At 72.9% G+C, this 25,819-nt stretch carries 19 protein-coding genes and 1 tRNA gene; 4 read left to right on the forward strand and 16 right to left on the reverse strand.

Annotated features, from left to right (window positions below; genetic code table 11):
• Positions 1-49: 49 nt before the first annotated feature.
• Positions 50-1,606, reverse strand: coding sequence for an RDD family protein (locus AC27LF_RS03610; RefSeq protein WP_479655889.1), 1,557 nt, complete (start codon positions 1,604-1,606; stop codon positions 50-52).
• A 241-nt stretch (positions 1,607-1,847) separates the two neighbouring features.
• Here AC27LF_RS03610 and AC27LF_RS03615 point away from each other — a divergent pair, with 241 nt between their 5' ends.
• Positions 1,848-2,261, forward strand: a complete 414-nt coding sequence (locus AC27LF_RS03615) for an SsgA family sporulation/cell division regulator (RefSeq protein ID WP_479655888.1) — start codon at positions 1,848-1,850, stop codon at positions 2,259-2,261.
• Positions 2,262-2,280: 19 nt separating this feature from the next.
• Here the strand turns inward: AC27LF_RS03615 and AC27LF_RS03620 are convergent, their stop codons facing one another.
• Positions 2,281-3,687, reverse strand: coding sequence for an FAD-binding oxidoreductase (locus AC27LF_RS03620; protein ID WP_479655887.1), 1,407 nt, complete (start codon positions 3,685-3,687; stop codon positions 2,281-2,283).
• Positions 3,688-3,779: 92 nt separating this feature from the next.
• Here AC27LF_RS03620 and AC27LF_RS03625 point away from each other — a divergent pair, with 92 nt between their 5' ends.
• The gene (locus AC27LF_RS03625; protein ID WP_479655886.1) at positions 3,780-5,240 is read left to right on the forward strand and encodes a tetratricopeptide repeat protein; all 1,461 of its coding nucleotides are present in this window, start codon (positions 3,780-3,782) and stop codon (positions 5,238-5,240) included.
• Positions 5,241-5,319: 79 nt separating this feature from the next.
• Here the strand turns inward: AC27LF_RS03625 and hppD are convergent, their stop codons facing one another.
• Positions 5,320-6,474 (reverse strand): 4-hydroxyphenylpyruvate dioxygenase, encoded by a 1,155-nt coding sequence (gene hppD / locus AC27LF_RS03630; RefSeq protein WP_479655885.1) that lies wholly within the window; start codon positions 6,472-6,474, stop codon positions 5,320-5,322.
• A gap of 122 nt (positions 6,475-6,596) precedes the next feature.
• On the opposite strand from hppD, the gene AC27LF_RS03635 reads away from it, so the two are divergent.
• Positions 6,597-7,076 carry an Lrp/AsnC family transcriptional regulator gene (locus tag AC27LF_RS03635; protein ID WP_479655884.1) on the forward strand — a complete coding sequence of 160 codons (480 nt, stop codon included), beginning with the start codon at positions 6,597-6,599 and terminating at the stop codon, positions 7,074-7,076.
• Positions 7,077-7,212: 136 nt separating this feature from the next.
• Here the strand turns inward: AC27LF_RS03635 and AC27LF_RS03640 are convergent, their stop codons facing one another.
• The 8 genes from AC27LF_RS03640 to AC27LF_RS03675 form a co-directional block, all read right to left on the reverse strand.
• Complete coding sequence (locus AC27LF_RS03640; protein ID WP_479655883.1) at positions 7,213-8,004, reverse strand: S16 family serine protease; 792 nt, start codon at positions 8,002-8,004, stop codon at positions 7,213-7,215.
• Positions 8,005-8,462: 458 nt separating this feature from the next.
• Positions 8,463-9,104, reverse strand: a complete 642-nt coding sequence (locus AC27LF_RS03645) for an IclR family transcriptional regulator (RefSeq protein ID WP_479655882.1) — start codon at positions 9,102-9,104, stop codon at positions 8,463-8,465.
• Positions 9,105-9,393: 289 nt separating this feature from the next.
• Positions 9,394-11,181, reverse strand: a complete 1,788-nt coding sequence (locus tag AC27LF_RS03650; protein WP_479655881.1) for a DEAD/DEAH box helicase — start codon at positions 11,179-11,181, stop codon at positions 9,394-9,396.
• Positions 11,182-11,715: 534 nt separating this feature from the next.
• Complete coding sequence (gene hemC, locus AC27LF_RS03655) at positions 11,716-12,687, reverse strand: hydroxymethylbilane synthase (protein ID WP_479655880.1); 972 nt, start codon at positions 12,685-12,687, stop codon at positions 11,716-11,718.
• Entirely contained in the window at positions 12,684-13,127 is a 444-nt protein-coding gene (locus AC27LF_RS03660) for an NUDIX domain-containing protein (protein ID WP_479655879.1), read from the reverse strand. The genes hemC and AC27LF_RS03660 overlap by 4 nt, the downstream gene beginning before the upstream one ends.
• Before the next feature lie 47 nt (positions 13,128-13,174).
• Positions 13,175-13,675 carry a hypothetical protein gene (locus AC27LF_RS03665; RefSeq protein WP_479655878.1) on the reverse strand — a complete coding sequence of 167 codons (501 nt, stop codon included), beginning with the start codon at positions 13,673-13,675 and terminating at the stop codon, positions 13,175-13,177.
• A 209-nt stretch (positions 13,676-13,884) separates the two neighbouring features.
• Positions 13,885-15,102 carry a helix-turn-helix domain-containing protein gene (locus tag AC27LF_RS03670; RefSeq protein ID WP_479655877.1) on the reverse strand — a complete coding sequence of 406 codons (1,218 nt, stop codon included), beginning with the start codon at positions 15,100-15,102 and terminating at the stop codon, positions 13,885-13,887.
• Positions 15,103-15,457: 355 nt separating this feature from the next.
• A complete protein-coding gene (locus AC27LF_RS03675) occupies positions 15,458-16,990 on the reverse strand; it encodes an MFS transporter (RefSeq protein WP_479655876.1) in 1,533 nt (510 codons plus the stop codon).
• A gap of 189 nt (positions 16,991-17,179) precedes the next feature.
• Between AC27LF_RS03675 and AC27LF_RS03680 the strand changes: the two genes are divergently transcribed.
• Positions 17,180-17,251 (forward strand) — tRNA-Cys (locus AC27LF_RS03680).
• A gap of 133 nt (positions 17,252-17,384) precedes the next feature.
• Here AC27LF_RS03680 and AC27LF_RS03685 read toward each other — a convergent pair.
• From AC27LF_RS03685 to AC27LF_RS03705, 5 genes are all read right to left on the reverse strand, one after another.
• Complete coding sequence (locus tag AC27LF_RS03685) at positions 17,385-18,164, reverse strand: hypothetical protein (protein ID WP_479655875.1); 780 nt, start codon at positions 18,162-18,164, stop codon at positions 17,385-17,387.
• 636 nt (positions 18,165-18,800) lie between these two features.
• Entirely contained in the window at positions 18,801-19,958 is a 1,158-nt protein-coding gene (locus AC27LF_RS03690) for an SUKH-4 family immunity protein (protein WP_479655874.1), read from the reverse strand.
• A 419-nt stretch (positions 19,959-20,377) separates the two neighbouring features.
• Positions 20,378-22,687: a xanthine dehydrogenase family protein molybdopterin-binding subunit gene (locus AC27LF_RS03695; RefSeq protein WP_479655873.1), complete on the reverse strand. Its 2,310-nt coding sequence runs from the start codon at positions 22,685-22,687 to the stop codon at positions 20,378-20,380.
• Positions 22,684-24,567 carry a (2Fe-2S)-binding protein gene (locus tag AC27LF_RS03700; protein WP_479655872.1) on the reverse strand — a complete coding sequence of 628 codons (1,884 nt, stop codon included), beginning with the start codon at positions 24,565-24,567 and terminating at the stop codon, positions 22,684-22,686. The genes AC27LF_RS03695 and AC27LF_RS03700 overlap by 4 nt, the downstream gene beginning before the upstream one ends.
• Positions 24,564-25,457 (reverse strand): FAD binding domain-containing protein, encoded by an 894-nt coding sequence (locus AC27LF_RS03705; protein ID WP_479655871.1) that lies wholly within the window; start codon positions 25,455-25,457, stop codon positions 24,564-24,566. The genes AC27LF_RS03700 and AC27LF_RS03705 overlap by 4 nt, the downstream gene beginning before the upstream one ends.
• Positions 25,458-25,819: the final 362 nt, after the last annotated feature.

The raw sequence follows: 25,819 nt of genomic DNA on the forward strand, positions 1-25,819 counted from the left end.
AAGCCGTACGACGGACCCACGTCCGCCGCAACGAGCGTAGGGCCTCCGGTCAGCCCGCGACGAAGGTGTGGGCCGCCTTGTCGTGCCAGCACTGGTGCCACGGCCGGTCGAACAGGCACCAGGCGTAGCCGACGACACCGATGCCGAGCAGACCCGGGACGGTGTGCACGAGCCAGCGCCGCAGGGACGCGCCGAAGGCCGGCGGCTCATGGCCCTCGATGTCCCGCACCTCCAGGCCGCACAGCCGCTTGCCCAGGGTGCGGCCCCACCTGGCGGTGGGCAGCACCTCGTAGAGGACACCGGCGAGGAGCAGGACGGCGAGGACGATGCCGAGGTACGTGCCCGTCGTGCCGTCGAGCAGCCAGACGGTGACCGTGCGGCCGGAGAGCTTGGCCGCGTCGATCTTCTCCTGGATGTGGTCGGCCGCCCTGGTGCCGAGCGGTACGGCGGCCACGGCGGTGACGGCGCCGACGGCCACGGTGTCGATCAGCCGGGCCGCAAGCCGCTTGCCGAGTGCCGCGGGCCGGGCCGCGGCCTGCCGCCGCGCCATCGTCTGAAAGGGGTCCTCGACGGGCGGCTTCCAGGGCGCCACAGGCTGTTCGTCGCCGCCGCCCGCGAGCCGGTGCACCTGCTGGGCCCAGGAGGACTGCCCGCCGCCGGGCCCGGTGGTCACGGGGGTGGACTGCTGCGGTACGGCCGGAGCGGCGGTGCGGGCCGCGGCGCCGGCCGCCTGGCCCTCGCCCTGCGCCGCCGCGGCACGGGCCGCGGCGGCCTTGCCCGCCCCGAACCCGGGCCCGCCGGAACCCGCGGCGGGGGAAGCACCGGAGGAACCCGCGCCGGGCGAAGCCGCACTGCCCGTCCCCGGAGCGCCGGCGGGGGCGGAGCCGGGGCCGGCCGCGCCGGAGCCCTGTGCCGGGATCGCCGCGCCGGACCCGGCGGACCCGGCAGGACCCGCGGTGCCCCGCGCGTCGGCGGCCGGACCCGGCTGCCCCGAGGCCGCGCCGAAGGCAGGCCCGCTCCGGTCGGCGGGGGCCGCCGCGCCCGGTTCCCCGGTGCGCGGCACCGCGCGGAAGGTCATGGTGCCCTCGTCCTCGGCGGCGGGCGCGGCGGCCGGGCCGGGGATGGGACGGCGGAAGACGAACGTGCCGCTCGCGGGCAGGTCGCCGGATTCGGCCGGCGGGATCGTCGCCGTGCCGTCGGTGCTGGTGGCCCGGCCGTCCGGCGCCGGCTGCGGATCGGCGGGCACCCGCGGGTCGGCCCCGGGCACCCGCGGGTCGGCGCCCCAGGAGATCCGGCGGTCCGGTTCGCCGCCGAAGCCGGACTGCCGGGACCGGTCGGCGCCCCACGCGGACGCCGACTCGGGCCCTGCGGGCTCCGGCTGCGGGTCCTCGTCGAAGAAGTGCGGGCCGGTCTCCTCGACCGCGGGTGCGGCCGGACGCGTCCCGGGCGGCGGGGTGAGCGGTTCACCGTCCCGGGGGGCCGGCCGGCTGGTGCCCGGCACCCAGGCGGCCCCGTTCCAGTACCGGACGTAGCCGGGGATGGACGGGTCCGGGTAATAGCCCTCGCGGGGCCTGTCGTCGCCGGGGGCCGGGGTTGGGGCGCTCATGTCCGTCGTCCCGTATCTGCTCGGAAGTCGGTCGGGGGCCTCCACATCTATCAGACCCGGTGGCCCGCCACCGCCAGTCCGGCCGGACCCACTCCTTTCCGGGGATCCGCACGCACCGGCTCCACAGCCGCGGGAAAAAGTTCGCCGAACCCGCGTAATGCCCGCGCCCCCGCCCTCTCTCCACTCGTACGGGACCGCCCGCGGCGCCCCGTACACCTGCCCGAGAGAGGAACCGCACGTCATGCACTGCACCGTGGTGGAGCGCGAACTGGAGCTGAGGCTCATCCTGTCGCCGGAGCGCAGCGTGCCGGTACCGGCGCGGCTCTCCTACCGCACCGACGACCCGTACGCCGTCCACATCAGCTTCCACATCAACTCAGAGCAGCCCGTGAACTGGACGTTCGCCCGCGAACTGCTGGTGGAGGGGGTGTTCCGGCCGTGCGGGCACGGGGATGTACGGGTGTGGCCGACCAAGGCGAGCGGCCGCAGCGCCGTGCTGATGGCGCTCAGCTCGCCCGACGGCGACGCCCTGCTGGAGGCGCCGACCACCCTGGTGTCCGCCTGGCTTGAGCGGACGCTGCGGATGGTGCCGCCGGGCTCCGAGGCGGAGCAGCTGGGCCTGGACGACGCGCTCCACCAGCTGCTCGCCCGGTGACGCCGGGTGCGGCGCGGGGTCAGAACAGCTTGCCCGGGTTGAGCAGGCCCAGCGGGTCGAAGACCTGTTTGACGGCGCGCTGCAGCTCCACGCCGACCGGACCGATCTCCTGGGCCAGCCACTCCTTCTTCAGGACGCCGACGCCGTGCTCGCCGGTGATGGTGCCGCCCAGCTTGAGGCCGAGGGCCATGATCTCGTCGAAGGACTCGCGGGCCCGCCGGGACTCCTCGGCGTCCTGGGCGTCGAAGCAGACGGTGGGATGCGTGTTGCCGTCGCCGGCGTGCGCGCACACTCCGATGGTCAGCCGGTACTTGTCGGCGATGCGCTCGACGCCCTCCAGCATCTCGCCCAGCCGGGAGCGGGGCACGCACACGTCGTCGATCATCGTCGTGCCCTTGACCGCCTCCAGCGCGGTCAGGGACAGCCGGCGGGCCTGGAGCAGCAGGTCGGACTCGGCGGCGTCGTCGGCGGGGACCACCCCGGTGGCGCTGGCGGCCTCGCACAGCGCGCCGACGGCGGCCAGGTCGGCGGCCGGGTCGGGGGTGTCGAACGCGGCCAGCAGCAGCGCCTCGGTGGACTCCGGCAGGCCCATGTGGGCGAGGTCGTTGACGGCCTTGACCGTCGTCCGGTCCATGAGTTCCAGCAGGGAGGGCACATGGCCGCCCGCCATGATCCGGCACACCGCGTCGCAGGCGGCGGCCGCGGAGGCGAACTCGGCCGCGAGCACCAGTTGCTGCGGCGGCTTGGGCTTCAGCGCGAGGACGGCCCGTACGACGATGCCGAGCGAGCCCTCGGAGCCGACGAACAGGCGGGTCAGGTCGTACCCCGCCACCCCCTTCGCGGTGCGGCGGCCGGTGGACAGCAGGCGGCCGTCGGCGAGCACGACGTCCAGGCCGAGCACGTACTCGGCCGTCACCCCGTACTTCACACAGCACAGGCCGCCGGATGCGGTGCCGATGTTGCCGCCGATGGTGCACATCTCCCAGCTGGAGGGGTCCGGCGGGTAGCACAGGCCGTGCTCCCCGACCGCGCGGGAGAGCGTGGCGTTGACGACTCCGGGCTCGACGACGGCGACGCGGTCGACCGGGCTGATCTCCAGGATGCGGTCCATCTTGGTGAGGGACAGCACGATGCAGCCGTCGGCGGCGTTGGCGCCGCCGGACAGGCCGGTGCGGGCGCCCTGCGGGACGACGGGGACGCGCAGTTCGGTGGCGGTGCGCATGACGTGCTGGACCTCTTCGACCGTGCGCGGCAGCACCACCACGGCCGGGCTGCCGGCCGGGCAGAAGCTCGCCATGTCGTTGGCGTACGAGGTCGTGACGTCGGGATCGGTGAGGACGGCCTCGGCCGGCAGACCCGCGCGGAGCCGGTCGGTCAGGTCGCCCAAGGCTGTGTCGGGTGCGGCTTCGATTCGGCTCATGATCACAGCCTCGCACCCGGGGCCATCGGTGTGAACCCCATCGGGGGCGCGCCTTCGGCTGCCGGACTGCGGCGGTCATATGAACGCACAGTATGACCATGGAGAACGAACAGTCCGGTCCTGGCACGTCCCTGGTGGCCGCCGCGCCGCGGCGGCGCGGCCGCGTGCTGCGGCGGGCGCTGGGCACCCTGGTGACGGCCGGTACCGCGGGTGCCGCCGGGTACGTCGGGGTGCTGATGCTGCTGCCGCCCCCGCAGCCGCCGCCGGCCCGGCCGCCCGCGCCGGCGCCGGGCCCGCCGCCGCTCACCACGGTGACCGCCGGGGTGCCCGCCGCGCTGCCCGGCCTGACGGCACTCATCAGGGACCGGGAGCTGTATCTGCGGACGCATCCGCGGGACGCACAGACATGGGCCGTGCTGGGAACGGCCTATGTGGAGCACGGACGCAGAACCGCGGACGCGCAGAACTTCCCGAGGGCCGAGAACGCGCTGCGGGCCTCGCTGCGGGAGCGGCCGACGGCCAACGCGCAGGCCCTGGACGGTCTCGCGGCGCTGGCCAACGCCCGGCGGGACTTCGGCGAGGCCAGGCGGCAGGGCGAGCAGGCGCTGACGCTCCAGCCCCCGCGCTGGACGACGTACGCGCAACTGATCGACGCCTACACCGGGCTCGGTGACTACGAGGCCGCCCGCGACACGCTGGACAAGCTGATGGCGCTGCGCACCTCGCCCGCCGAACGCCCGGCGGTGATGGCGCGGGCCTCCGCCGTCTACCGCGACCGGGGCTGGCGCGAGGACGCGGCGGCGCAGCTCGCGGACGCCGCGGCGACCGCCGGCACCCCCGCCGAACAGGCCGCCTACCTGGAGCGGGCCGGGCAGCTCGCGTGGGAGCGCGGGGACCGGGAGGACGCGCTGCGGCACTTCGAGGCGGCCGTCCGGCTGGACCCGGACCAGCGGGCCGCGCTCGCCGGGCAGGGACGGGCGCTGGCCGCGCTGGGCCGCACGGCGCAGGCGGTCGACGCCTATGTCCTGGCGCTGGCGGGCCGGCCGTCCCCGCAGTACGCGCTGGAACTGGGCGAGCTGTACGAGTCGCTGGGCATGGTGCAGGAGGCCCGGGGCCAGTACGACCTGCTGCGGCAGCGCGCGGAGCGGGACATCGCGGGCGGGGTCGACGACGACCTGGTCATCGGGCAGTACGAGGCGGACCACGGCGACCCGCAGGGGGCGGTGCGGCGGCTGCGCGGCGAGTGGGAACGGCAGCCGGGTATCGAGGTGGCGGACGCGCTGGGCTGGGCGCTGTACCGGTCCGGGGACCCGGAGGAGGGACTGGAGTACGCGGAGAAGGCGACGGACAAGACGAAGGGCGGCGGGGTGCGCAGCGCGCTGTACGTCTTCCACCGCGGCATGATCGAACGCGATCTGGGCGAGTACTCCCTGGCCCGCCGCCACCTCAAGGAGGCCCTGCAGATCAACCCGTACTTCTCCCCCACCCGGGCGGCCCAGGCGAGAGCGGCCCTGCGGTCCCTGGGCGACCCCCCGGACGACCCGGCCCCGGCCTGGTGAATCACCGCGGGGGCCCCGGCGAGGTACCGCCGGGGCCCCCGCACCCCGTGCCCCAGACCTGTGCCGGGCCGGAGGTCGGCTAGAGGTTGCCGCGCCGCTCCTGTTCCCGCTCGATCGCTTCGAACAGGGCCTTGAAGTTGCCCTTGCCGAAGCCCATCGAGCCATGGCGTTCGATGATCTCGAAGAAGACGGTCGGGCGGTCCTGGACCGGCTTGGTGAAGATCTGGAGCAGATAGCCGTCCTCGTCGCGGTCGGCGAGGATCTTCAGCTCACGGAGGGTGTCGACCGGGACGCGGGTGTCGCCGACCCAGTCGCCAAGCGTGTCGTAGTAGGCGTCGGGGGTGTCCAGGAACTCGACGCCTGCCGCGCGCATGGTGCGTACGGTCTGGACGATGTCGTTGGTGCTGAGGGCGATGTGCTGGACGCCGGCGCCGCCGTAGAACTCCAGGTACTCGTCGATCTGGGACTTCTTCTTGGCGAGCGCGGGCTCGTTGATCGGGAACTTGACCTTGAGCGTGCCGTCGGCCACGACCTTGGACATCAGGGCGCTGTACTCGGTCGCGATGTCGTCGCCCACGAACTCCTTCATGTTCGTGAAGCCCATGACCTTGTTGTAGAAGCCGACCCACTCGTTCATACGGCCGAGTTCCACGTTGCCGACGCAGTGGTCGACGGCCTGGAAGGTCCTTTGGGCGGGGGGCTCGACGATCGGGTCGGCGGCGGCGTAGCCGGGCAGGTAGGGCCCGTCGTAGCCGGAGCGTTCCACCAGGGTGTGCCGGGTCTCGCCGTACGTCGCGATCGCGGCGAGGACGACCGTGCCGTGCGCGTCCTTCAGCTCGTACGGCTCCGCCACGGAGCGGGCGCCGTGCTCGACGGCGTAGGCGTGCGCGGCGCGCGCGTCCGGCACCTCGATGGCGAGGTCGACGACGCCGTCGCCGTGCTCGGCCACGTGCTGCGCGAGGAAGCGGCCCCAGTCGGTGGCGGGCTTGATCACGGAGGTGAACACGAAGCGGGCGGAGCCGTTCTCCAGGACGTAGCTCGCCGTCTCGCGGCTGCCGTTCTCCGGTCCGGAGTAGGCGACCAGCCGCATGCCGAAGGCGGTGGAGTAGTAGTGCGCGGCCTGCTTGGCGTTGCCCACGGCGAAGACGACCGCGTCCATTCCCTTGACCGGGAAGGGGTCGGCCTGCCGTGCGGTGTCGGGAGTGTGCTGTGAGTTCGCATCGATTACGGCCATAGCGGAAGCCTGGCTCCGGCCTGCAAGGTGCGCAATAGTTTGCGTATCCACTGGGCAGTCTGTAGGGCCGAACGGCCGTATCGGCGGTCCCTCTGTACAGGATGACCACCGCGGGAGGGGCGATGGCGATCGATCATCTGGACGGGCGCATCATCGTCCTGCTGGCCCGGGAGCCGCGGATCGGGGTGCTGGAGATGTCGCGCCGGCTGGGTGTCGCCCGGGGCACCGTGCAGGCGCGGCTGGACCGGCTCCAGTCGCACGGTGTCATCCGCGGCTTCGGCCCGCAGGTGGATCCGGCGGCCCTCGGCTATCCCGTCACCGCCTTCGCCACGCTGGAGATCCGGCAGGGCCAAGGGCCCGATGTGCGGGCGCACTTGGCGTCCGTGCCGGAGGTGCTGGAGCTGCACACCACCACCGGGACCGGGGACATGCTGTGCCGTCTGGTGGCCCGCTCGAACGCCGATCTGCAGCGGGTGATCGACCGGGTCGTCGGCTTCGAGGGCATCGTCCGCGCCGCCACCGCGATCGTCATGGAGAACCCGGTTCCACTGCGGATCATCCCGCTGGTGGAACAGGCGTCGGGGGACCGGGACGCGCCCTGAAGGGGGCGCGGAGCACGGCGAAGTTCGTTGCGGTACGACCGCGCCCCGAAGCCGAAGGGGCGCGGGGAACTGCGCGACCGGCCACGACGATGCCGCAGCCGACCGACGACACAGCGCGGCCAATCCAGCGGAGCGCCTAGCAGCTCGGGACCGACGGCTTGTTCTTCTCCAGGGCGACCAGGGAGTCCACCGCGCCCTTGAGCGTGGTGACCGGGATCAGCCGCAGCCCCTTCGGCAGTTCCGCCTTGGCGTCGGCGCACTCCGCCTTCGGCACCAGGAACACCGTCGCCCCGTCCCGCCGGGCCGCCTGCGTCTTCAGGGACACCCCGCCCACCGCGCCGACGGTCCCGTCGGTGTCGATCGTGCCCGTGCCGGCGATGGTGCGCCCGCCGGTGAGGTCGCCGCCGCTGCCGTCGCCGTCCAGCTTGTCCACGATCCCGAGGGAGAACAGCAGGCCGGCGCTGGGGCCGCCGACGTCCGCGAGCCGCAACGTGACCTTGATGTTCTTGTCGGTCAGATCGAGATAGCCCAGCGCGGCCCGGGTGGCGGCGTCCTGGGACTGCTGCATCTGCTCGACGTTGTGCCGCTCGATCTCCTTGACACTGTTCCCGCTCGGATAGACCGAGTCACGCGGCATGACCGCCCGGTCCGTACGGAACCAGTTGTCGATCACGTCGCCGAGCGAGACGTCCGCGTCCGGGGAGGTGGCCTCGATGGTCGTCATCCGCAACTCGCCGCTCGTCCGGCGGCTCGGCGCACCGGCGATCGTGATCACCTCGGTGCCCCTGTTCGCGCCGAGCACGTTCGCCGTCATCCCCGGCTGCGCCACCGAGAACGGCAGCGGCGCGAAGACCGCGGTGGCGATCAGTGCCGCGACGGGCAGGGCACAGACGGCGACGGCCTGGAGACGCGTGAGACGAGAGAGCACGAGGCCAATCTAACGCGCCCCGCCCACCACCCACCCAACCCCGCCCACCACGGCGAACGCCCCACCGAACGACGCCGACAGCGTGGGCCGCGCCCCTCAGCGACGCGGGGTACGGCTAAGTTCGTTGCGCGCCCCGAAGGGGCGCGGGGAACTGCGCGACCAGCCACAACACACCCGCACCCGACCACCAGCCGCACAGGCTGGGAGCACCCTGTGAACCCGGGCCAAGGACTGAGCCCCGCCAGGGGCGCGAGGAACTGCGCGACCAGCCACAACACACCTGCACCCAACCACCAGCCGCACAGGCTGGGAGCACCCTGTGAACCCGGGCCAAGGACTGAGCCCCGCCAGGGGCGCGGGGAACTGCGCGACCAGCCACAACACACCCGCACCCAACCACCGACCGCACGGGTTGAGGGTGCCGCACGGGTTGAGGGTGCCGCACGGCGGACGCGCCGTCAGCGAAGGGCCTCGGCGACCTCGCGGGCCGCGTCCAGGACCCGGGGACCGACCCGCTCCGGGACGGAGTCCGCCAGCATCACCACGCCCACGCTGCCCTCCACCCCGGTCACCCCGATCAGGGGCGCCGCCGCCCCGCAGGCCCCGGCCTCCAACTCGCCCTGGGTCAGGGTGTAGCCGGGGTCGGCGGGCGGCGCCTGCCGGGCCGCGAGTATCGCCCGGCCCGCGGCCCCGCGGTCCAGCGGATGCCGGAACCCCGCCCGGTACGCCACGTGATAGTCCGTCCACGTGGGCTCCACGACGGCGACCGCCAGCGCGTCCGAGCCGTCCACCAGCGTCAGATGGGCCGTCGCCCCGATGTCCTCGGCGAGCGACCGCAGCGCGGGCAGCGCCGCCTCCCGTACCAGTGGATGCACCTGCCGGCCGAGCCGCAGCACGCCCAGTCCGACCCGGGCCCGGCCGCCCAGGTCGCGCCGGACGAGCGCATGCTGTTCGAGCGTGGCGAGCAGCCGGTACACCACGGTCCGGTTCACGCCCAGTCGATGGGACAGTTCGGTGACGGTCAGCCCGTGGTCCGTGTCGGCCAGCAGCTTGAGGACCCGCAGTCCCCTGTCGAGCGTCTGGGAGGTCTCCGCGGTCACGACGCCCACTCCTTTGGTGGTGAGGTCGGCGACCCACTGGTGGCGGTTGCGTCACCGAGTCCCGTCGGCGAGGCGTTTCAGAGGCCGCCGATCGGCAGGACGGCCCGGCGGCTCCGGGCCCAGTCGCTTCACGGCTGCGCTCCGCGGCGGCGCTGCCACGGGGCGTGTGCGTATCCGGACAGTAGCGAAGCCGGTTCGCTGAGCGGAAGCCTCCGTCCAGAATCCGGGCACCCCACGGTATGAACCATCCGTGTTCGTCCCGATACGCTCCCCCCACCGAACTCCGGTGTCACCGCATCCGCGTGGCCCACTCCTGCACCTTGGCGATCCGCTGCCGCAACTGCCCCGCCGTCGCCTCGGCGCTCGGCGGCCCGCCGCACACCCGCCGCAGCTCGGTGTGGATCACCCCGTGCGGCTTGCCGCTCTGATGGACGTACGCGCCGACCAGCGTGTTGAGCCGCTTGCGCAGCTCCATCATCTCCTTGTGGCTGACCACCGGCCGTCGCTCGGCGGGCAGTTCGAGCAGGTCGGCCTCGGCGTCCGGTTTCTTGCGGCTGTGCGCGATCTGCCGTGCCTGCCGCTTCTGCAGCAGCAGTTGCACCTGGTCGGGCTCCAACAGGCCCGGAATGCCCAGGTAGTCCTGTTCCTCCTCGCTGCCCGGGTGGGCCTGCATGCCGAACTCGGCCCCGTCGTAGAGCACCCGGTCGAAGACGGCGTCGGACTCCAGCGCCTCGAAGGGCAGCATGTCCTGCTCGCCGGTGTCCTCGTCCTGCTCCTTGTTCGCCTCCTCCATCTCCTTCTCGGACTCGGCGTACGGGTCCTCCTCGCCCTCCTTCTTCGGCTTGTCGAGGGCGTGGTCGCGCTCGACCTCCATCTCGTTGGCGAAGGTGAGCAGGTCGGGAATGGTCGGCAGGAAGACGGAGGCGGTCTCGCCGCGCCGCCGTGAACGCACGAACCGGCCGACGGCCTGCGCGAAGAACAGCGGCGTGGAGATGGTCGTGGCGTACACGCCGACCGCGAGCCGGGGCACGTCCACGCCCTCGGACACCATGCGGACGGCGACCATCCAGCGGTCGGTGCCCTCGCTGAACTCGTCGATCTTCTTGGAGGCGCCGACGTCGTCGGACAGGACGACCGTCGCACGGCTGCCGGTGATCTCCCGGATGAGCTTGGCGTAGGCGCGCGCCGAGTCCTGGTCGGTGGCGATGACCAGCGCGCCCGCGTCCGGGATGGCCTTCCTGACCTCGGTGAGCCGCTGGTCGGCGGCGCGCAGCACGCTCGGCATCCAGTCGCCGCGCGGGTCGAGCGCGGTCCGCCAGGCCTGGCTGACGGCGTCCTTCGTCATGGGCTCGCCGAGCCGGGCGGCGACCTCGTCGCCCGCCTTGGTGCGCCAGCGCATGTTGCCGCTGTAGGAGAGGAAGATGACCGGCCGCACGACCCCGTCCGACAGCGCGGACCCGTAGCCGTACGTGTAGTCGGCGGCGGACCGCCGGATTCCGTCCTGCCCCACCTCGTATGTGACGAAGGGGATGGGGTTGGTGTCGGAACGGAAGGGGGTGCCGGTGAGCGCGAGCCGCCGCGTGGCCGGCTCGAACGCCTCCAGGCACGCCTCGCCCCAGGACCTGGAGTCGCCGGCGTGGTGGATCTCGTCGAGGATCACGAGGGTCTTGCGCTGCTCGACGCGGTTGCGGTGCAGCATCGGGCGCACACCGACACCGGCGTACGTCACGGCGATCCCGTCGTACTCCTTGCCGAGCGGGCCCGCGCTGTACTCGGGGTCCAGCTTGATCCCTATCCGCGCCGCGGCCTCCGCCCACTGCTTCTTCAGGTGCTCGGTCGGCGCGACCACGGTCACCTGCTGGACGACGTGGTGGTGCAGCAGCCAGGACGCCAGGGTCAGCGCGAAGGTCGTCTTGCCGGCGCCGGGCGTGGCGACGGCGAGGAAGTCACGCGGCTGCTCCTGGACGTACTTCTCCAACGCCCCTTGCTGCCACGCGCGCAGCTTGCTGGCGGTGCCCCAGGGAGCGCGGCCGGGGAAGGCGGGGGAAAGGTGGTGGGAGGAAGCGGCGGTAGTCACGGTCTCCGGTGCAGAGGGTCGAATCAGTGGGCCGCGCGCAACGGTTCGGCCACGGCGGTCATGGGTGAGGTCGGGCGGCTCGGCTGGGTATGACAACCGGGCCACCCTACCGGCGCCCCACGGCCCCCCACGCGCGAACCGGCCCGGGTCGCCCACGGGTGGGACAGACGTCACAGAAGACACCCGACGGCACGCTCGTTGCGCCTGCGCCATGCCGACGGACGGCCGGAGCACAACCCCGCCGAACGAGCGGAGACTCGACGCGCCCCCACCACCCCACAGACAGCACCTCGCCCACCGACAGACACGGACGTACAGGGACACACCCCGTCCAGCTCCCGCGCGGCCACCGGCATCGCCGTCCCCATAACGGAATCGAGACATGCATTGGCCCTGCCCGTCCGCCACGAGGGGAGCGGACGGGCGGGGCCCAGGGGCCCGTCCCGGCTGCCGGCTCCTGCCAGGGATTGCAACCGGAACGGGCGTCTGCGACGGCCTGCCTACAGCTCAGGAGGCCGAAGAGCGGGCCCGCTGTCAGTGCGGGATGCCCTCGATGATGTCGCGGGCGCCCTGGCGCAGGAGTTCGGCGCAGACGCGGGAGCCGAGGACGGCGGGGTCGTTGAGGCCTTCGCCCCAGAAATGGGCGTGGACGAACTTCGAGCCGTCCCGGGAGAACACCATGCCCCGCAGCGAGAGCTGGCCGTCGGGTTCGGTGACGCAGTATCCGGCGATGGGGCTGTTGCAGTGGCCGCGCAAGCCGTGCAGCATCACCCGCTCCGCCGTGGCCTCGGTCTGCGTCTTGTCGTGGTTGAGGCGGACCAGCAGCTTGGTGACCTCGGTGTCGCCCTGGCGACACTCCAGCGCGAGCACGCCGGCCCCGACCGCGGGCAGGATCTCGTCGGCGTCGAAGACCTGCCGGGCGCGGCCGGCCGCCCCGAGACGGTCGAGACCAGTGACGGCCAGGACCATGGCGTCGAGCTTGGCGTCCATCTTCTTCTTGCCGTCGAGCTTGTCGATGCGGGTGCCGACAGTGCCGCGAACGCGGACGACTTGAAGGTCGGGACGAACGCGGTTGATCTGCGCCTTACGCCGGACCGAGGAAGAGCCGACGAGAGCGCCGGGGGGCAGGTCGTCGAGCGTCTTGGCATCGGAGTCCTCGGGCACGACCAGGACGTCGCGGACGTCGCCGCGCGGCAGCATGGCAGCGAAGACCAGTCCCTCGGGAAGAGGCACGTCACCGGGGACGTCCTTGAGACAGTGGACCGCCATGTCGATCTCACCGCGCTGCAGGCGTTCGTCGATGGCTTTGACGAACAGGCCCTTGCCGCCCAACTGGGCGAGGTCGCCCTGCCACTTGTCGGCCTCGGTCTCGACCGGCACGATCTCCGTGGTCAGGCCGGGTTCGAGGTCATGCAGCAGAGCGCGGACGTGCTCGGTCTGGGCGAGAGCCATGGGGCTCTTACGGGTGCCGATGCGCAGCGGCCGGTCGGTGAAAACGGTGGTCATGCGTTCTCCGGACGGGTCTCGATGTAGTAGGTGGGGCCCATGTAGTGGTGCAGGGGATTGCCGACATGGCCGGCGATCAGGTGCGGCAACAGCTGCCCGGCCCTGTCGCGGTCGGCCCAGGCATGGTCATCAACCTCCTCGGGCTGGAGCGAGATGCGAGCGGTGTCGGTCTCGCTCAGCTGAGGCCCAGTGAAGTAGAGGGTCATACGGGCGCGGCGGCCAGAGGTGTGCGGCGGGACCCACTCCTGGGCCAAAAGAGCGCGGACGGTGATGTCCAGGCCGAGTTCTTCGCGGATCTCACGCTCCGCTGCCGTACGCGGGGGCTCGCACGGGCCGATGATGCCGCCGGGCAGTCCCCAGCGCGGCCGCCGGCCGGTGGTGTGGACAATCAGGATCCGGCGCCGCTCGTCGGTGAGGAGCACGCGGGCGATCAGAGGCACGCCCTCCGGCCTCACGGTCCCACCCCCAGCCTGGGTCTGCGGCGGCGTCATGCTTCCGGCTCCTGGGGCATCCGATGCCGTCCGGCGGCGATCAGCCGGGCAACGGCAAGGGGAGCGCACAGCAGGGCAGCCGAGGCCATGGGCACGGACCAATGGGACGCCCAGGCCTTTGGGTCGAGTCGCGTGGCGTCGGCTCTCGGAACGCCCAGGTAGGTGCCGCGGCCCAGGCAGCCGACGTCCGCTGTCCGCCAGTCGTCGACCTCCTTCTTCCATGTCGCGGGCATGGTGGCAGGCACCAGCGCGTAGTAGCGCTGTCCGCAGGGGTCGTGGATGACGGGGCCACCATCAAGGGATTCGGCAAGGTACGCATCCACGTCCGCAGGCGCCGGGTCGCCGGCCGCGGCCTCCACCAGGCGCTCCGGGAGCCGGACCGCCGAGAACAGCGTTCCGAGCGGCAGCAGGGCCACTCCGTGCTCCTGCCATTCCAGCCGGGCCCGGTTGCGGCACGGACCGTCGAGCGTCGCCAGCAACCAGTGCTCGGCTGCCAACCGCCGGTCCGCGCTCGGGTGCACGACTATGCCCGCGCTGGCCGTTACAGGTGCGAGTGCGTGCGATCGATCTTCGTGGGGCATAACGATGCTCCCGTTGCTGTGCGTTTGCTGACCGTCACAGCCTGCCAACACAGCAAGGGGTCTCCGTTCACACATTGTGAACGGAGACCCCGGCCCCGCGTCTTGACTGACTTCGGTTCGCGGCGCTACACGCCGCTCCATGCGGCGAACTGCCGCAGCGGTTCGACCGCACGCTGCCGCGCCCGCAGAAGCGTGCCCACCGTCTCATGCACCTCCGGGTGATACCGGGTCAGCTGAGGCGCCAGGTTCCGCGCACCCTGGAGCGACTTGAGGGCGTCGTCGTGCCGGGCGGTCCATGCCTCAGCAGAGGCCCGGCGGATCAGGAACCCAGCCACCCGGGTGGGCTGGTAGTCGTCCGGCCACCGCACGCCGGCGGCCACCTGTACGGCCTGCTCGTAGTCGTCCCGGTAAATCGCCATGTCCAGCTCCCCCAACCTCACGTTGAGGTCACCGAACGCGAGTGCGTACCGGGCACCGGGTAGCTGCTCGGCGGCGTCCGCCGCGGCCGCAGCCTCGGCCAGGTCACGGGCCTGCCCGAGCCAGTCTCCGGCCGCCGTGTGGTCCTCGGCGGCCGCCGACAGGGCCGATGCTCTCAGCAGCAGTGTGCCCCGGATCGCCAGCGTCGACGGATCTCCGTCGTCGTCCAGGTCACGCAGCGCTGCCCGCACGAGGGCGACGCCCCGGTCGGGCCGGGCCGTCTCCGCGTGCGTCATCATCGCCCGCTCGTACCGCTCGACCGCTACCTGCCGTGGATCACCCGAGTGCGGCGCGGCCGCCGCCATGCGGGCCAGGGCCTGCCGTGCCAGGCCCATATAGCCGAGCCGGTAGGCGACGATCGCCGTGGTGCGCGCAATCTCGGCCATCATGTTGTGCGCACGCTCCCGGTGACGGCCGCCGACCGCGGTCTGCGCGGCGACGGACAGGAGCGAAATCAGTTCGGGCAGTGCCTCGGCAACGGCCGAGAAATCGCCGGCGGCCCGCTGCTTCACCACCGTCTTCGTGGCGCCGGCGAGTTCGTCGAGGGTGCGCGGCGGCAGGCTGTCGTCTGGGATGTCCCAGGAATCGAGCGCGCTGGTGATGGGGCCCAGGAGCGCGTCGAGTTGGTCGGCCTGGAGCATGTGGACGTAGGGCTGTCCGTGGAGGACAGAGACGGTGACGCCCAGCGCGCGGGCGAGGGCCGCGGTGACGGCGGGGCTGGAGGCCCGGTCGCCGGTCTCGATCATGGAGATCATGGACCGTGACACGTTGGACCGGTTGCTGAGCTGGGTGAGTGAGTAGTCGCGGATGAGGCGGAACTCGCGTACGCGAGCACCGACGCCCCTTGTGGGGTGGTTGTCGGGCATACTGGCTCCCGTTGCGTTGCTGACACTCCGCAATGTACGCCCGGACGCGCGCCCGGTGTACTGGCGTCCGGCCCCCGTGGACAGCGGGGGCCGACGCGCTCCTGCAGGCAGACTCGAAGAAGGCCCCCTTACGGCCACACAGCCGCACAGGGGGCTTCGTGGTTCAGCGGGTGAGCAGTTGGATTGCGATGCCGGCGACGGTGCCGAGCGCGGCACCGGCGCCGACGACGGCCGCACGCCAGCGCATTTCCTCCAGGACCCGGAGGAACGCACAACGCCCCCACCACCCCACCGACAGCGCGCCGCGTGCCGGCGGGCAGGGGCGAGGGCTCGGCCGTGTCCCCTCCGCGGTCGCTCAGCGTGAGCGTAGTCGTGTCGTTACCCAGACCCCGATCAGTGCCACCGCGGCCATCGGCAGGAACACCGCGGCGAACGCGCCGGGGTGGCCGGCGCCGCCGGTGGCGGTCTCGGCCGCGGAAGCGGCCATGCTGCCACCCCCCAGCGCGGCGAACGCGGCGCCCGCCGCCGCCAGCAGGACGACGTTGGACAGGCCGTCGGAGATCTGCAGCGCGGCGGAGTTGGCGCCGGCCTCCTCCGGTGCGGACAGCCGCAGCAGGAGCACGCTGCTGGAGGAGATCACCAGCCCCATCCCGAAGCAGCCGAATCCCCAGGCGACGGCGACGGTCCACGCGGGCACGGCGGGCACGAGCACGCTGGAGGCGGCGGCGATCGCGGCCGCCGTCAACACCATGCCGACGGTCATCAGCCGCTCCCGGTACGGTTCCGCACGCGGCCGGGACTGCACCCAGGACCCCAGCGCCCAGGTGCCGCCGCCCGCCGCCAGCGAGAACCCGGCCAGCGTCGGCGACAGCCCCCGCTCGGTCACCAGCATCAGCGGCACGAACGACTCGGCCGCGATGAAGGACCCCGCGGCGACCCCGCGCAGCAGCACGACGGACGGCAGCCCGCGCGCCGCCCGGTAGGTGCCGCGGGGCAGCAGCCCGAGCACGGCCGGCACCAGCAGCGCCACGCCCGCCACCCCCGGGACGAGGGAGACCCAGCGCAGGTCCTGCGCGGCGAACTGAAGCAGCCCGGCGCCCAGGGAGACGGCGAACGCGAGCCGGATGCGCCGCCGGTCGACAGAGCCGGACACCTTGCCACCGGACCCGGTGCGGCCGGACCTGGTGCCGTCGGACGCGGTGGCGTCGGACCTGGTGGCGTCTGTGCGGGCGTCGGTGTCCACGGGGCCTGCCGCGCGCCGTCGTATCTGCGGCAGCGCGAGCGCCAGCGGGAGCACGACCAGCGCCGGGATCGCCAGGAACACCCACCGCCAGCCCAGGTGCTCGGTGACCGCGCCGGCGGCGAGCGGGCCGACGATCGACGGGACGACCCAGCCGGCCGCGAACGCCGCCATGATCGCGGGCCGCAACCGCTCCGGATAGGCCCGGCCCACGACCACGTACAGCGCGACGATCACCAGCCCGCCGCCCAGGCCCTGCACGGCCCGCCCCAGGATGAACACCCACATGGAACCGGCGGCCCCGGCCACCACCAGCCCCACCGCGAAAGAGCCGATCCCCGTGGTCAGCGCCCCCAGCGGCCCCCGCCGGTCCGACCACTGTCCGGCGAGCACCATGCCGAACAGACTGGTGGTGAAGTACCCGGAGAACGCGAACGCGTACAGGGACACCCCGTCCAACTCCCGCGCGGCCACTGGCATCGCCGTACCCACCGCGGTCGCCTCGAAGGCGATCAGCAGCACCACCGAGACGATCCCGACGCTCAGCGCCCGGTACGTTCGGCCCAGCACTCCTTCCCCGGGTCTGCCTGCGGGTTCGTCTGCTGGTTCGGCTGCGACGTCGGTGTCGCGCGGCTCATGGACGGTCATGACGGCCAGCGTAAGGCCCACAACCGACATTGACCCCTGTCGCGGGTCTCCCCCCGCCTGCGACCTTGGTCGTACGTCCGCCCTGGATGGCACCCCCCTTTCATGAACGCCGTATGGCAGTCCCGTTGCAGCCCCCGTGTCCCCCTTGATCCCCTTCCCCGCCCCGCCCTACGGTCGTCCCATCGACACGGCCGTGTGCCCGAGTGGTTCAGGGGCTCGCCTGCAAAGCGAGTTACGCGGGTTCAATTCCCGCCACGGCCTCTGATTGCCTGACCAGGCAACACGAGAGGGCTGCACCCCTCGGAGGGGCCGCCCTTTCAGCCGTCCGTCTCCATTCCCGTCTCAGTTGGCCGGTACGCCCCTGCCCGCCACTGCCGCCCGAGGCGAGCCCGGTTCACCTCTTGAGCTTTTCGAGGTCTACGATCTCGTCGGCCGGCGGGGGCGTGACGGTCACAGGCTCGTTGAACGCCGAGAAGTCGAGCGTGCCGGGCTCCTTGCCACCCTCCTCGGTCATCCTCAGTGCGTAGGGCTCTCCCTCGGCGGATACGAAAAGGGTCTGTGTCGCGGCGCCGTCCTTCCCCGTGAGCGTCACGGCGTGCGTGCCGTTGACCTCGGTTTCCGCGCCTCTGGTGAGGGGGCCTTCCTTGTTGTCTTTCGTGAACATCGTGGCGGTGTCGCAGAAGGGGAATTCGTCATCGGCCTTGCCCGACCCCGCCGGCGCCTTGAACCAACGTCCCGCGAGCAGCTCTATGAGGGCATTCGCCTCCTCGGGGGAGGAGCCCTCTTCTTTCGCTGTCTGGAGCCAGAACTTTTTGTCTGCCTTCATATAGGTGTGGTCGCCGAACCAACGGAGATCGGCGGCCGCGCCTTCGCGAGTGAACGTCCCCAGGCAGTTGCCTTTCTCGGCAACAGCGACGTCAAAGGTCATCTCCTTGCCCTGGACGGTCATGGTGCCCTTGGCCTTGAACGACTTCAGCTTGATCATGGCCCGCCGGGACTTCTCGGATATCTGGTCCGGGGTCAGGCCCTCGAACGGCTTAGCGGGTGAGGGTGTTGCGGAGGCAGGGGTGCCTGCCTCCTTGGCGTCCGCCTTCTTATCGTCCCCGCATGCGGTGAGCGTCACCACCGCCGTCGTGCACAGGGCCGCCGCAGCCAGCAGGGTACGGTTAGTCACCTTTGTTTCCCCTTAAACATTCCGGTTCGCTGATCAGACTCGACGGCGACGCAAAGGGATGCGGCGGCCAGTACGTGATCCGTCTCACTCCTGACGCAGCGCACCCCATGAGGCCCATGACGGCCCGCTCGGGGACGCTGCGGATGAGCAGCACGGTCGCGGCCGTATGGCGCACGTCGTGCAGTCGCGCGTCCCGGACCTTCGCCTCTGTCAAGTGCTGTCCGCCGCTTGCGGTCCGGGTGCGGTAGGTGGTGGGGACGGCGTGGCCGACGCGCTCGCAGAGCGCCCGGAAGGATGTCGTGCCGTCAGGCGCGTCCGAACTGCCCTTGTGCTCTCCGCACCCGGCGACATCCTCGCGTCCGTAGGACTCGTGCAAGCCAAGTACGTCGATGAAATCTCAAGATCCTCTATGAAGTCAGTACGGCGGCGCCGACGCATCGACTCTCGGGATGGCTCGCTCAGCGGCCGGCGGATGAGCCGGCCATGCCGGACGATCTCTTGCCCATCTCCCCCGCCGCCGGGTGCCTGGAAAGCCGCCTGAGCAGATCGGACAAACCCGCAAAGCGAGTTACGCGGGTTCAATTCCCGCCACGGCCTCTATCGCGCCTTGAGCGGTCCCGGAGGGGCTGGTGTGGGTCAGAGCACGCCGCCTGCCTCGTCCTGGAAGAGTTCCGTCCAGTAGTGCCAGTCCGCGTCCGTTGTCGTCGGGGTCGGGTCGATCGATGTGAGGGTGCGGATCATCGTTGCGGCCAGTTGGTCGTATGCCTCCGTGGTCAGTTCGTGGCCCAGGTGTTCGTCGATCGTGCGCTCGTGGTGCAGCAGCCAGAGGGTGTAGGCGAGGGTGGAGATGTCCGTGTTGAGCGGGTACAGCGCCGCCTCGGGCTCGCTGAAGTTGAGGACCGCGCCCGTGCTGCCGTCGACCACCAGGCTGTTCTCCTCGATCAGATAGCCGAGGCGTATCAGGCGGTCGGCGTGCGCGGGGAGTGCTTCGAGGGGGTACTCCGATCGCTCGTCCCTGTAGTACTCCCTCAGCGTCGGCAGCGGTACGTCCGTGTCGAGGCGGAAGAGCACCGCGTCCTCGGGCAGGCCCGTCTCGCGCAGGAAGCGGCGCGTCGGCTCGTGGGTGAGCGCGGCGGGGAAGTCGACCTCCTCGAAGCGTGCCACCCGGCCCGGCCCGAACTCCTCGTCCAGGAGCCGGACGGGCAGGTCCAGGGCGAGGCCCTGGGCGGTGCCGGGGCCCGCGACCAGGGAGAGCGGGCGGATCAGCGCGGCGGCCTTCCAGTACGGCGGCACCTCGCCGTCCGTGCCCTCCTCGAAGAGCGCGAGGAGCCGGCGGGATGCCTCGGTGGCGGTCTTGGTGCCGTACCGGCCCGCGTAGCAGGCGAACCGGCCGCGCAGACCGGCCAGTTCCTCGGTGACCGCGGCGAAGCGCAGCAGCGTGTGCAGGGAGGGCGCGAGGGGGCGGCTGTCCGTCGGGTCGAACAGGTGGGTGGTGGTGATCTCGCCGGTGCTGCCGTCGAGCAGGATCGACTCCGTCTCCATGCCCGCGGGGGCGAGGAGTTCCCCTATCACGAGCCGGTCCCGCAGCTCGCCCGCCAGCCGGGCCGGGCCGTCGACGGCGTCCGCGAGCGTGCGCAGGCCGTTCGTGCGCAGCGCCGCGAAGGTCAGCAGGTCGCTGTCGTCGGGCAGTCCGGGGCCGGTCAGCAGGCCGCGCGTGGGCGCGTGCGTGATGTACAGGTCCAGCTCGGCCTCGGTCAGTGTGATCGCCGCGGCCCTGGCGTCGGTCGTGCTCATCGCTCCCCCGCGATTCCCGTCGTACGCCGTCCTGCGTGGTCGTACGCCGTCGTGCTCGGTCCGGTCTTCCCTGGCGCGGGGCACGTCCGGTCGGCCGGTCCGGCGCCCGAGGCGGCCGTTCCCCACTGACCGTCACACTACGCGGCACCACTGACAACGCCCCGCAGGAGAGGACGTCGTGCGGCCCTCGCACGTTCCGTCCCGGCCGACATCGCCTTTCACCGGCCCGAATCGGCTGCACCGGCCGGAGCGGCCTGCACCAGCCGTGATCGCCCGCACCAGCCGGAGCCGCCCGCACCAGCCCAGATCGCCCGCACCGGCCGGGATCGCCTCGCCCGCACCAGCCCGAGCCGCCTCACGCGCACCGGTCATGGACCGCGGCCCCGCGCGCCCGTGCCCCCGGGACGCCTCGGGCGTGCTCACCGGTCCGTGACCACCGCGGCCTGCGGGCGGATCGGCAGGCGGTTGACCGGCCGGCCGGTCGCGGCGCGTACGGCGGAGGCGACGGCCGCCGGGGAGGTGACCACCGGGACCGCGCTGACCGACTTCGCGCCGAACGGAGCGACCACGTCCCGCTCCTCGACCAGCTTGACGATCTTGATGTCCGGTGTGTCCAGGGCCGTGGGCAGCGCGTATCCGGTGAGGTCGGGGTGGCGGATCAGGCCGCGGGGCGTGCGCAGGTTCTCGGTGAGCGCGATGCCGACGCCCTGGGTGACGCCCGCCTCGATCCGGGCGGTCAGCTGCGCCGGGTTGAGCACGCGGCCCACGTCCTGCGCGACGGCCAGCTCCACGACCCGCACGGAACCGAGTTCGATGTCGACGTCCACCACCGCGCGCACGGCGCAGAACGCGAGGCCCACGAAGGCGTCGCCCTGCCCGGAGGCGTCCAGCGGCTCGGTGGGGTGCGGGCGGCACTGGGCGGTGGCCCACAGTTCCTTGCCGTCCATCGCCTCCGTGACGGTGGTCGACAGCACACCGTCGTACGAGGTGATCTTGCCGTCGGTGATCTGGAGCAGTTCGGTCGACATCCCGAACTTGTGCGCCAGCGGCTGGAGGAGCTGGGTGCGGACCATCTTCGCCGCGCGCTCCACGGCGCCGCCGGAGACCCAGGTGTGCCGGCCGCGGGAGCCCGCGCCGGCCGGGGGCTGGTCGGTGTCGACGGGCGCCACGTGGACCTCGTCGATGCCCAGGGTCTCCTGGACGATCTGCCGGGCGAGCGTGGTGAAGCCCTGGCCGGTCTCCACCGCCGCGCACAGCACGGTCGCCACCCCGTCCTGGACCTTGACGGTCGCCGTGGAGACCTCGTCGGCGCCCTCGGCGCCGAGCATGTGGACCATGCCGAGGCCGTAGCCGACGCCCCGGCGCACCGCGCCCGGCTCGCCCGCGCCCTCGGGGCCGCCGGGCAGCAGCCAGTCCTCCTCGGGGGTGTCCTTGGGGAGCGCGGGCAGCGGGAAGTCCCGTACGGCCTGGAGGAGTTCGGCGACCGGTGCCGGACAGGTCACCGTCTGGCCGATGGGCAGCACGTCCCCGGTGGCGAGCGTGTTGCGCAGCCGCAGCTCCGCAGGGTCGAGGCCGAGTTTCTTCGCGAGCTTGTCCATCTGCGCCTCGTAGGCGGCGCACACCTGCATCGCGCCCTCGCCGCGCACATGCCCGGAGGGCGGGTTGTTGGTGCGCACGGCCCAGCCCTCGATGAAGGCGTTCGGCACGACGTAGGGGCCGCAGGCGAAGGAGACGGCGGCGGCCAGCGCCTCGGACGAGGTGTCGGCGTACGCGCCCGCGTCGAGCAGGATCTGCGCCTCGACCTTCACCAGCCTGCCCTCGGCGTCCGCGTGGTGGCGGTAGCGCAGCAGCGTGGGGTGCCGGTGGGCGTGGCCCAGGAAGGACTCCTCGCGGGTCGCGGTCAGCTTCACCGGGCAGCCCGTCTTCAGGGCGAGCAGGCCGAGCGGGAGCTGGAAGCCCTGGTCCTCGCGGTCGGCGGTGGCCCCGGGGACACCGGTGACGACGATCTTCACCCGGTCCGGGGACAGGCCGTAGCAGGCGGCGGCGGTGTTGCGGTCGGTGTGCGGGTCGGTGGAGGCCAGGTACAGCTCGACGCCGCCGTCGGGGCGTGGCACCGCGAGGCCCGCCTCGGCGCCGATGGGCGCGGGGTCCTGGCGGCCGATGCGGTACTGGCCCTCGACGACGACCTCGCCGGCCGCGTCCGGGTCGCCGTGGCGCAGCGGGATGTGCCGGATCAGGTTGCCGTCGGGGTGCAGGGGCTCGGCCTCGAACGCCTGCTCGGGGTCGGTGACCGGGTCAAGGGTCTCGTACTCGACGATGACGGCGGCGGCGGCCATCCGCGCGGTGTCGGGGTGGTCGGCGGCGACGGCCGCGATGGGCTCGCCGTGGTGCCGTACCACCTCGGAGGCGAACACCGGGCGGTCGGGGGTGCCCCGGCCGTGCCGCGGGGTGCCGGGCACGTCCTCGTGGGTGATGACGGCCCGTACGCCGGGCATCTCGCGCGCGTGGGAGGTGTCGATGGAGACGATGCGCGCGTGCGCGTGCGGGGAGCGCAGCACGGCCGCCCACAGCAGGCCCTCGGCCCACAGGTCGGCCGCGTACGGGAAGGTGCCCTCGGTCTTGGCGCGGGCGTCGGCCGACGGCAGGGACGCGCCGAGGCCGTGCGGCAGTTGTTCGGGGGCGTCGGCCGCCTCCGGGACCGTGGTCGCGGTGCCGGCTTCGTTGCTCACGCCTGGCCTCCGTCCTGGCCGTAGGGCTGGTCGTGCGGTCCCGGACCGTGCTGCGTCTCGAACGCCGAGGAGCGGACGCCGCCGGCGCCCGGGCCCGCCTGGTGCGGAATACGTGCCCCGTCCGCGTCCTGTTCGGCGTCCGCCGCGCTGTGCGCCTCGCGTTCGGCGACGACCTCCTGGACGGCGTCCAGGACGCCCCGGTAGCCGGAGCAGCGGCACAGGTTGCCGCACAGGGCCTGGCGCGCCTCCAGTTCGGTGGGCGCCGGGTTGCCCTCCAGCAGGTCGTGCACAGTCATCGCCATGCCGGGGACGCAGAATCCGCACTGCACGGCGCCGCGTCGGGCGAGCGCCCGCTGGACGTCGGAGGGCCGGCCGTCGACGGCAAGCCCCTCCACGGTGCGGACCTCGCTGCCGGCCGCGGTGACCGCGGGCACCAGGCAGGAGGCGACGAGACGCCCGTCCACCTGGACGTTGCAGGCGCCGCACTCGCCCTGCGAGCAGCCGTCCTTGGCGCCGGCGAGCCCGAGCCGCTCGCGCAGCACGTACAGCAGCGACTCGCCGATCCAGGCGTCGGTGACGGGGCGGTCGGTGCCGTTGACGCGCAGGACGTACGAGGCGAGGGGGTGGTCGTCGTGCGGGGGCGGCGGGGCGTCCGCGGCCCCCTCGGCCGGGGCGGCGGGGCCGTCGGGCGTGGCGGGCGGCTGCGGGCCGTGCGGACCGGTCGGGGCGTCGCCGGTCGCCTCGGGCCCCGCCGGGGGCTCAGCGGCCCCTTCAGGGCCTTCCTCGTCGCCGTCGGCGGTCCCCGGCGTCCCGCTGCTCCCGGCGGTCTCGTGGTCCGCGGGGGGCCCGGCGGCCTCAGGGTCGGCAGCGGTCCCGTTCGTCTCGTGGGCGGGCGCGGTCCCGGGAGCGACGGGGGCCGTCTCGTGGGCGACCGGAGCGGTCTCATGGGCGAGGGGCGCGGTCTCCTGGGTGACCGGCGCGTCGGCCTCGGGCGGGGCCTGGGGAGCGGCGTGTTCGGCCACGGGCTCGTGGCCGTCGCCGGGCCGGACCGCCGTGCCGTGTCCGGCCGTGCTGTGTCCGGCCGTGCCGTGTCCGGCCGTGCCGTGTCCCGACGCGGTGCGGTCCGCCGGGTGGTTCGCGGGAGCGTGACCCGCGGGGGCGTGATCTGCCGGGCCGTCAGGGGCCGGGGCCGCCTCGCCCGGTCCTGCCGGGGCGTCCTGGTAGGGCTCGGCGGGCGCGAACCGCTGCGGAGCGGCGGGCGGCGCGCCCCCGTCCGGCCGTCCGGCCGCGGCCGGGGGCGCCGCCGGCCGTCCGGGCGGTGCCGCCTGCTGCCCCCAGGGCTGTCCCGCGGTCTCCGTCGCCCAGGGCGCGGGGGCGCCGCCGGGCAGGGTGGCGGGCGGCGTGCCGCCCCACTGCTCGACGAGGGAAGACGCGCTGAACTCGCCCGATTCGTCCGGAAGATCACCCCCGGCGACGGGGATGGACCACTGCCCGGTCACGTCCTGGCCGGCGGCCGGCGCCGCCGGCTCCTCATAGGTCCAGTGCTGGGTGGCCGCGGGCGGGTACGTGAACCGGTCGCCGGCGCCCGGCTGCGGGGGCACGGCGTTCGGGTCGGGCCACTGCGCGCCGTCGGCCGGCAGCGACCAGCCGCCGGTGCCCGCCGGGTCGGTGCCGTCCCCGGCGGCTGCCGCCGCTATCTGCGGCGGCACATAGCCGTGGCCGGGCGCGGCGAGCGGGCTGTCCGAGGACAGCAGCGCGTCGATGCCCCCCTCGGGCAGCTTCACGAAGGCGGTGGCGCCGTCGTCGTAGTCGCCCTGGGGCAGCGGGTCCCAGCGGCCGCGCTCCTGGGCCGGGTTCTCTCCGTGCTGGTCGTCGGTCACGACAGCGCCCTCCCCAGTGCTCGTCGGGCCAGCGCGGCGACGGTGCGCCGCAGGTGCAGTACGGCGGGCGGCAGCTGCGGTACGGAGCCGTCCTGCTCGGGGGCCGGGTCGGGGATGCAGGCCGCGGCGACATACTCCCCGAAGGCTTGCAGCGCCTCGGGCACGATCGCGCGGTCGTTGTCCCAGTCGATGAGCCGGGCCACCCACTGCTCGGCCTCCAGGGGCCGCAGCGGCATCGGCGCTATGGCGCCCACGGCGCACCGCACTCCGCGCCGTGCGGGGTCGAGGACGAGCGCCACGGAAGCGGCGGCCCGGCCGGGCCCCGTGCGTCCGGTCGCCTTCAGGAAGACCTGCGGGGCGTGCAGCAGCGGCACGCGTACGTAGCCGATGAGTTCGCCTCCGCGGAGCATCTCCACGCCGGCCAGCAGATGCGAGACCGGGATCTCCCGGCGCGCCCCCTGGGGGCCCGCGATGACCAGCGTCGCCTCCAGGGCGGCGAGGACCGGCAGCGCGTCGCCCGTGGGCGCGGCCGAGGCGATGTTGCCGCCCAGGGTGCCGGCGTTGCGGATGTGCGGCGGGCCGGCGGCGCGCGCGGCGGCGGCGAGCGCCGGGATCAGGGCCGCGAAGTCCGGGCGGCCCATGCGCGCGTGCGTGAGTCCGGCGCCGAGGAGCGCGTGGCCGTCCTGGTACTGCCAGCCGCGGATCTCGCTGATCCGGCCGAGGCCCACCAGGGCGGCGGGCCTGAGCTGACCGGAGTTGACGGCGGCCATGAGGTCGGTGCCGCCCGCCACGGGGACGGCGGCCGGCATGGCGGTGAGCGCCGCCACGGCCTCGTCCAGCGTCGTGGGCAGGGTGACGGCCTGCGCCGCCTGCGGTGCGTGCGTGGTCAAACCGGCTGCCCCTTCCCGCTGCCCCACCTGGTCCCACCTGTGTTGCCGTACGGTACGTGCTGACAGGGCGGACGTGGCAACTCTGGCACATCTTCGCAAGGCCCGAACGCGGGGGTCCGCTAGGAGGCATTCGCCCGCCTCGCTGGGGAGATGGCCCGTTTTCAACCGCCCTCACCGGTGCGCGACGAATGACACTCTTCGGTGACCCTTGAGGTCTTTTTCCAGCACGTGTTCGGACCACACGAGCGCGCCACGCCGAGAATCCACCAACGGGAGAGGGCGGCACGGCAGCGAGCGGGGCGGCAAACCGCCGACGGCAGCGGGCCGCACGGCAGCGAGCAGCGCGAGACCGGGGCACGGCG

It is taken from the genome of Streptomyces diversicolor, assembly GCF_057537855.1.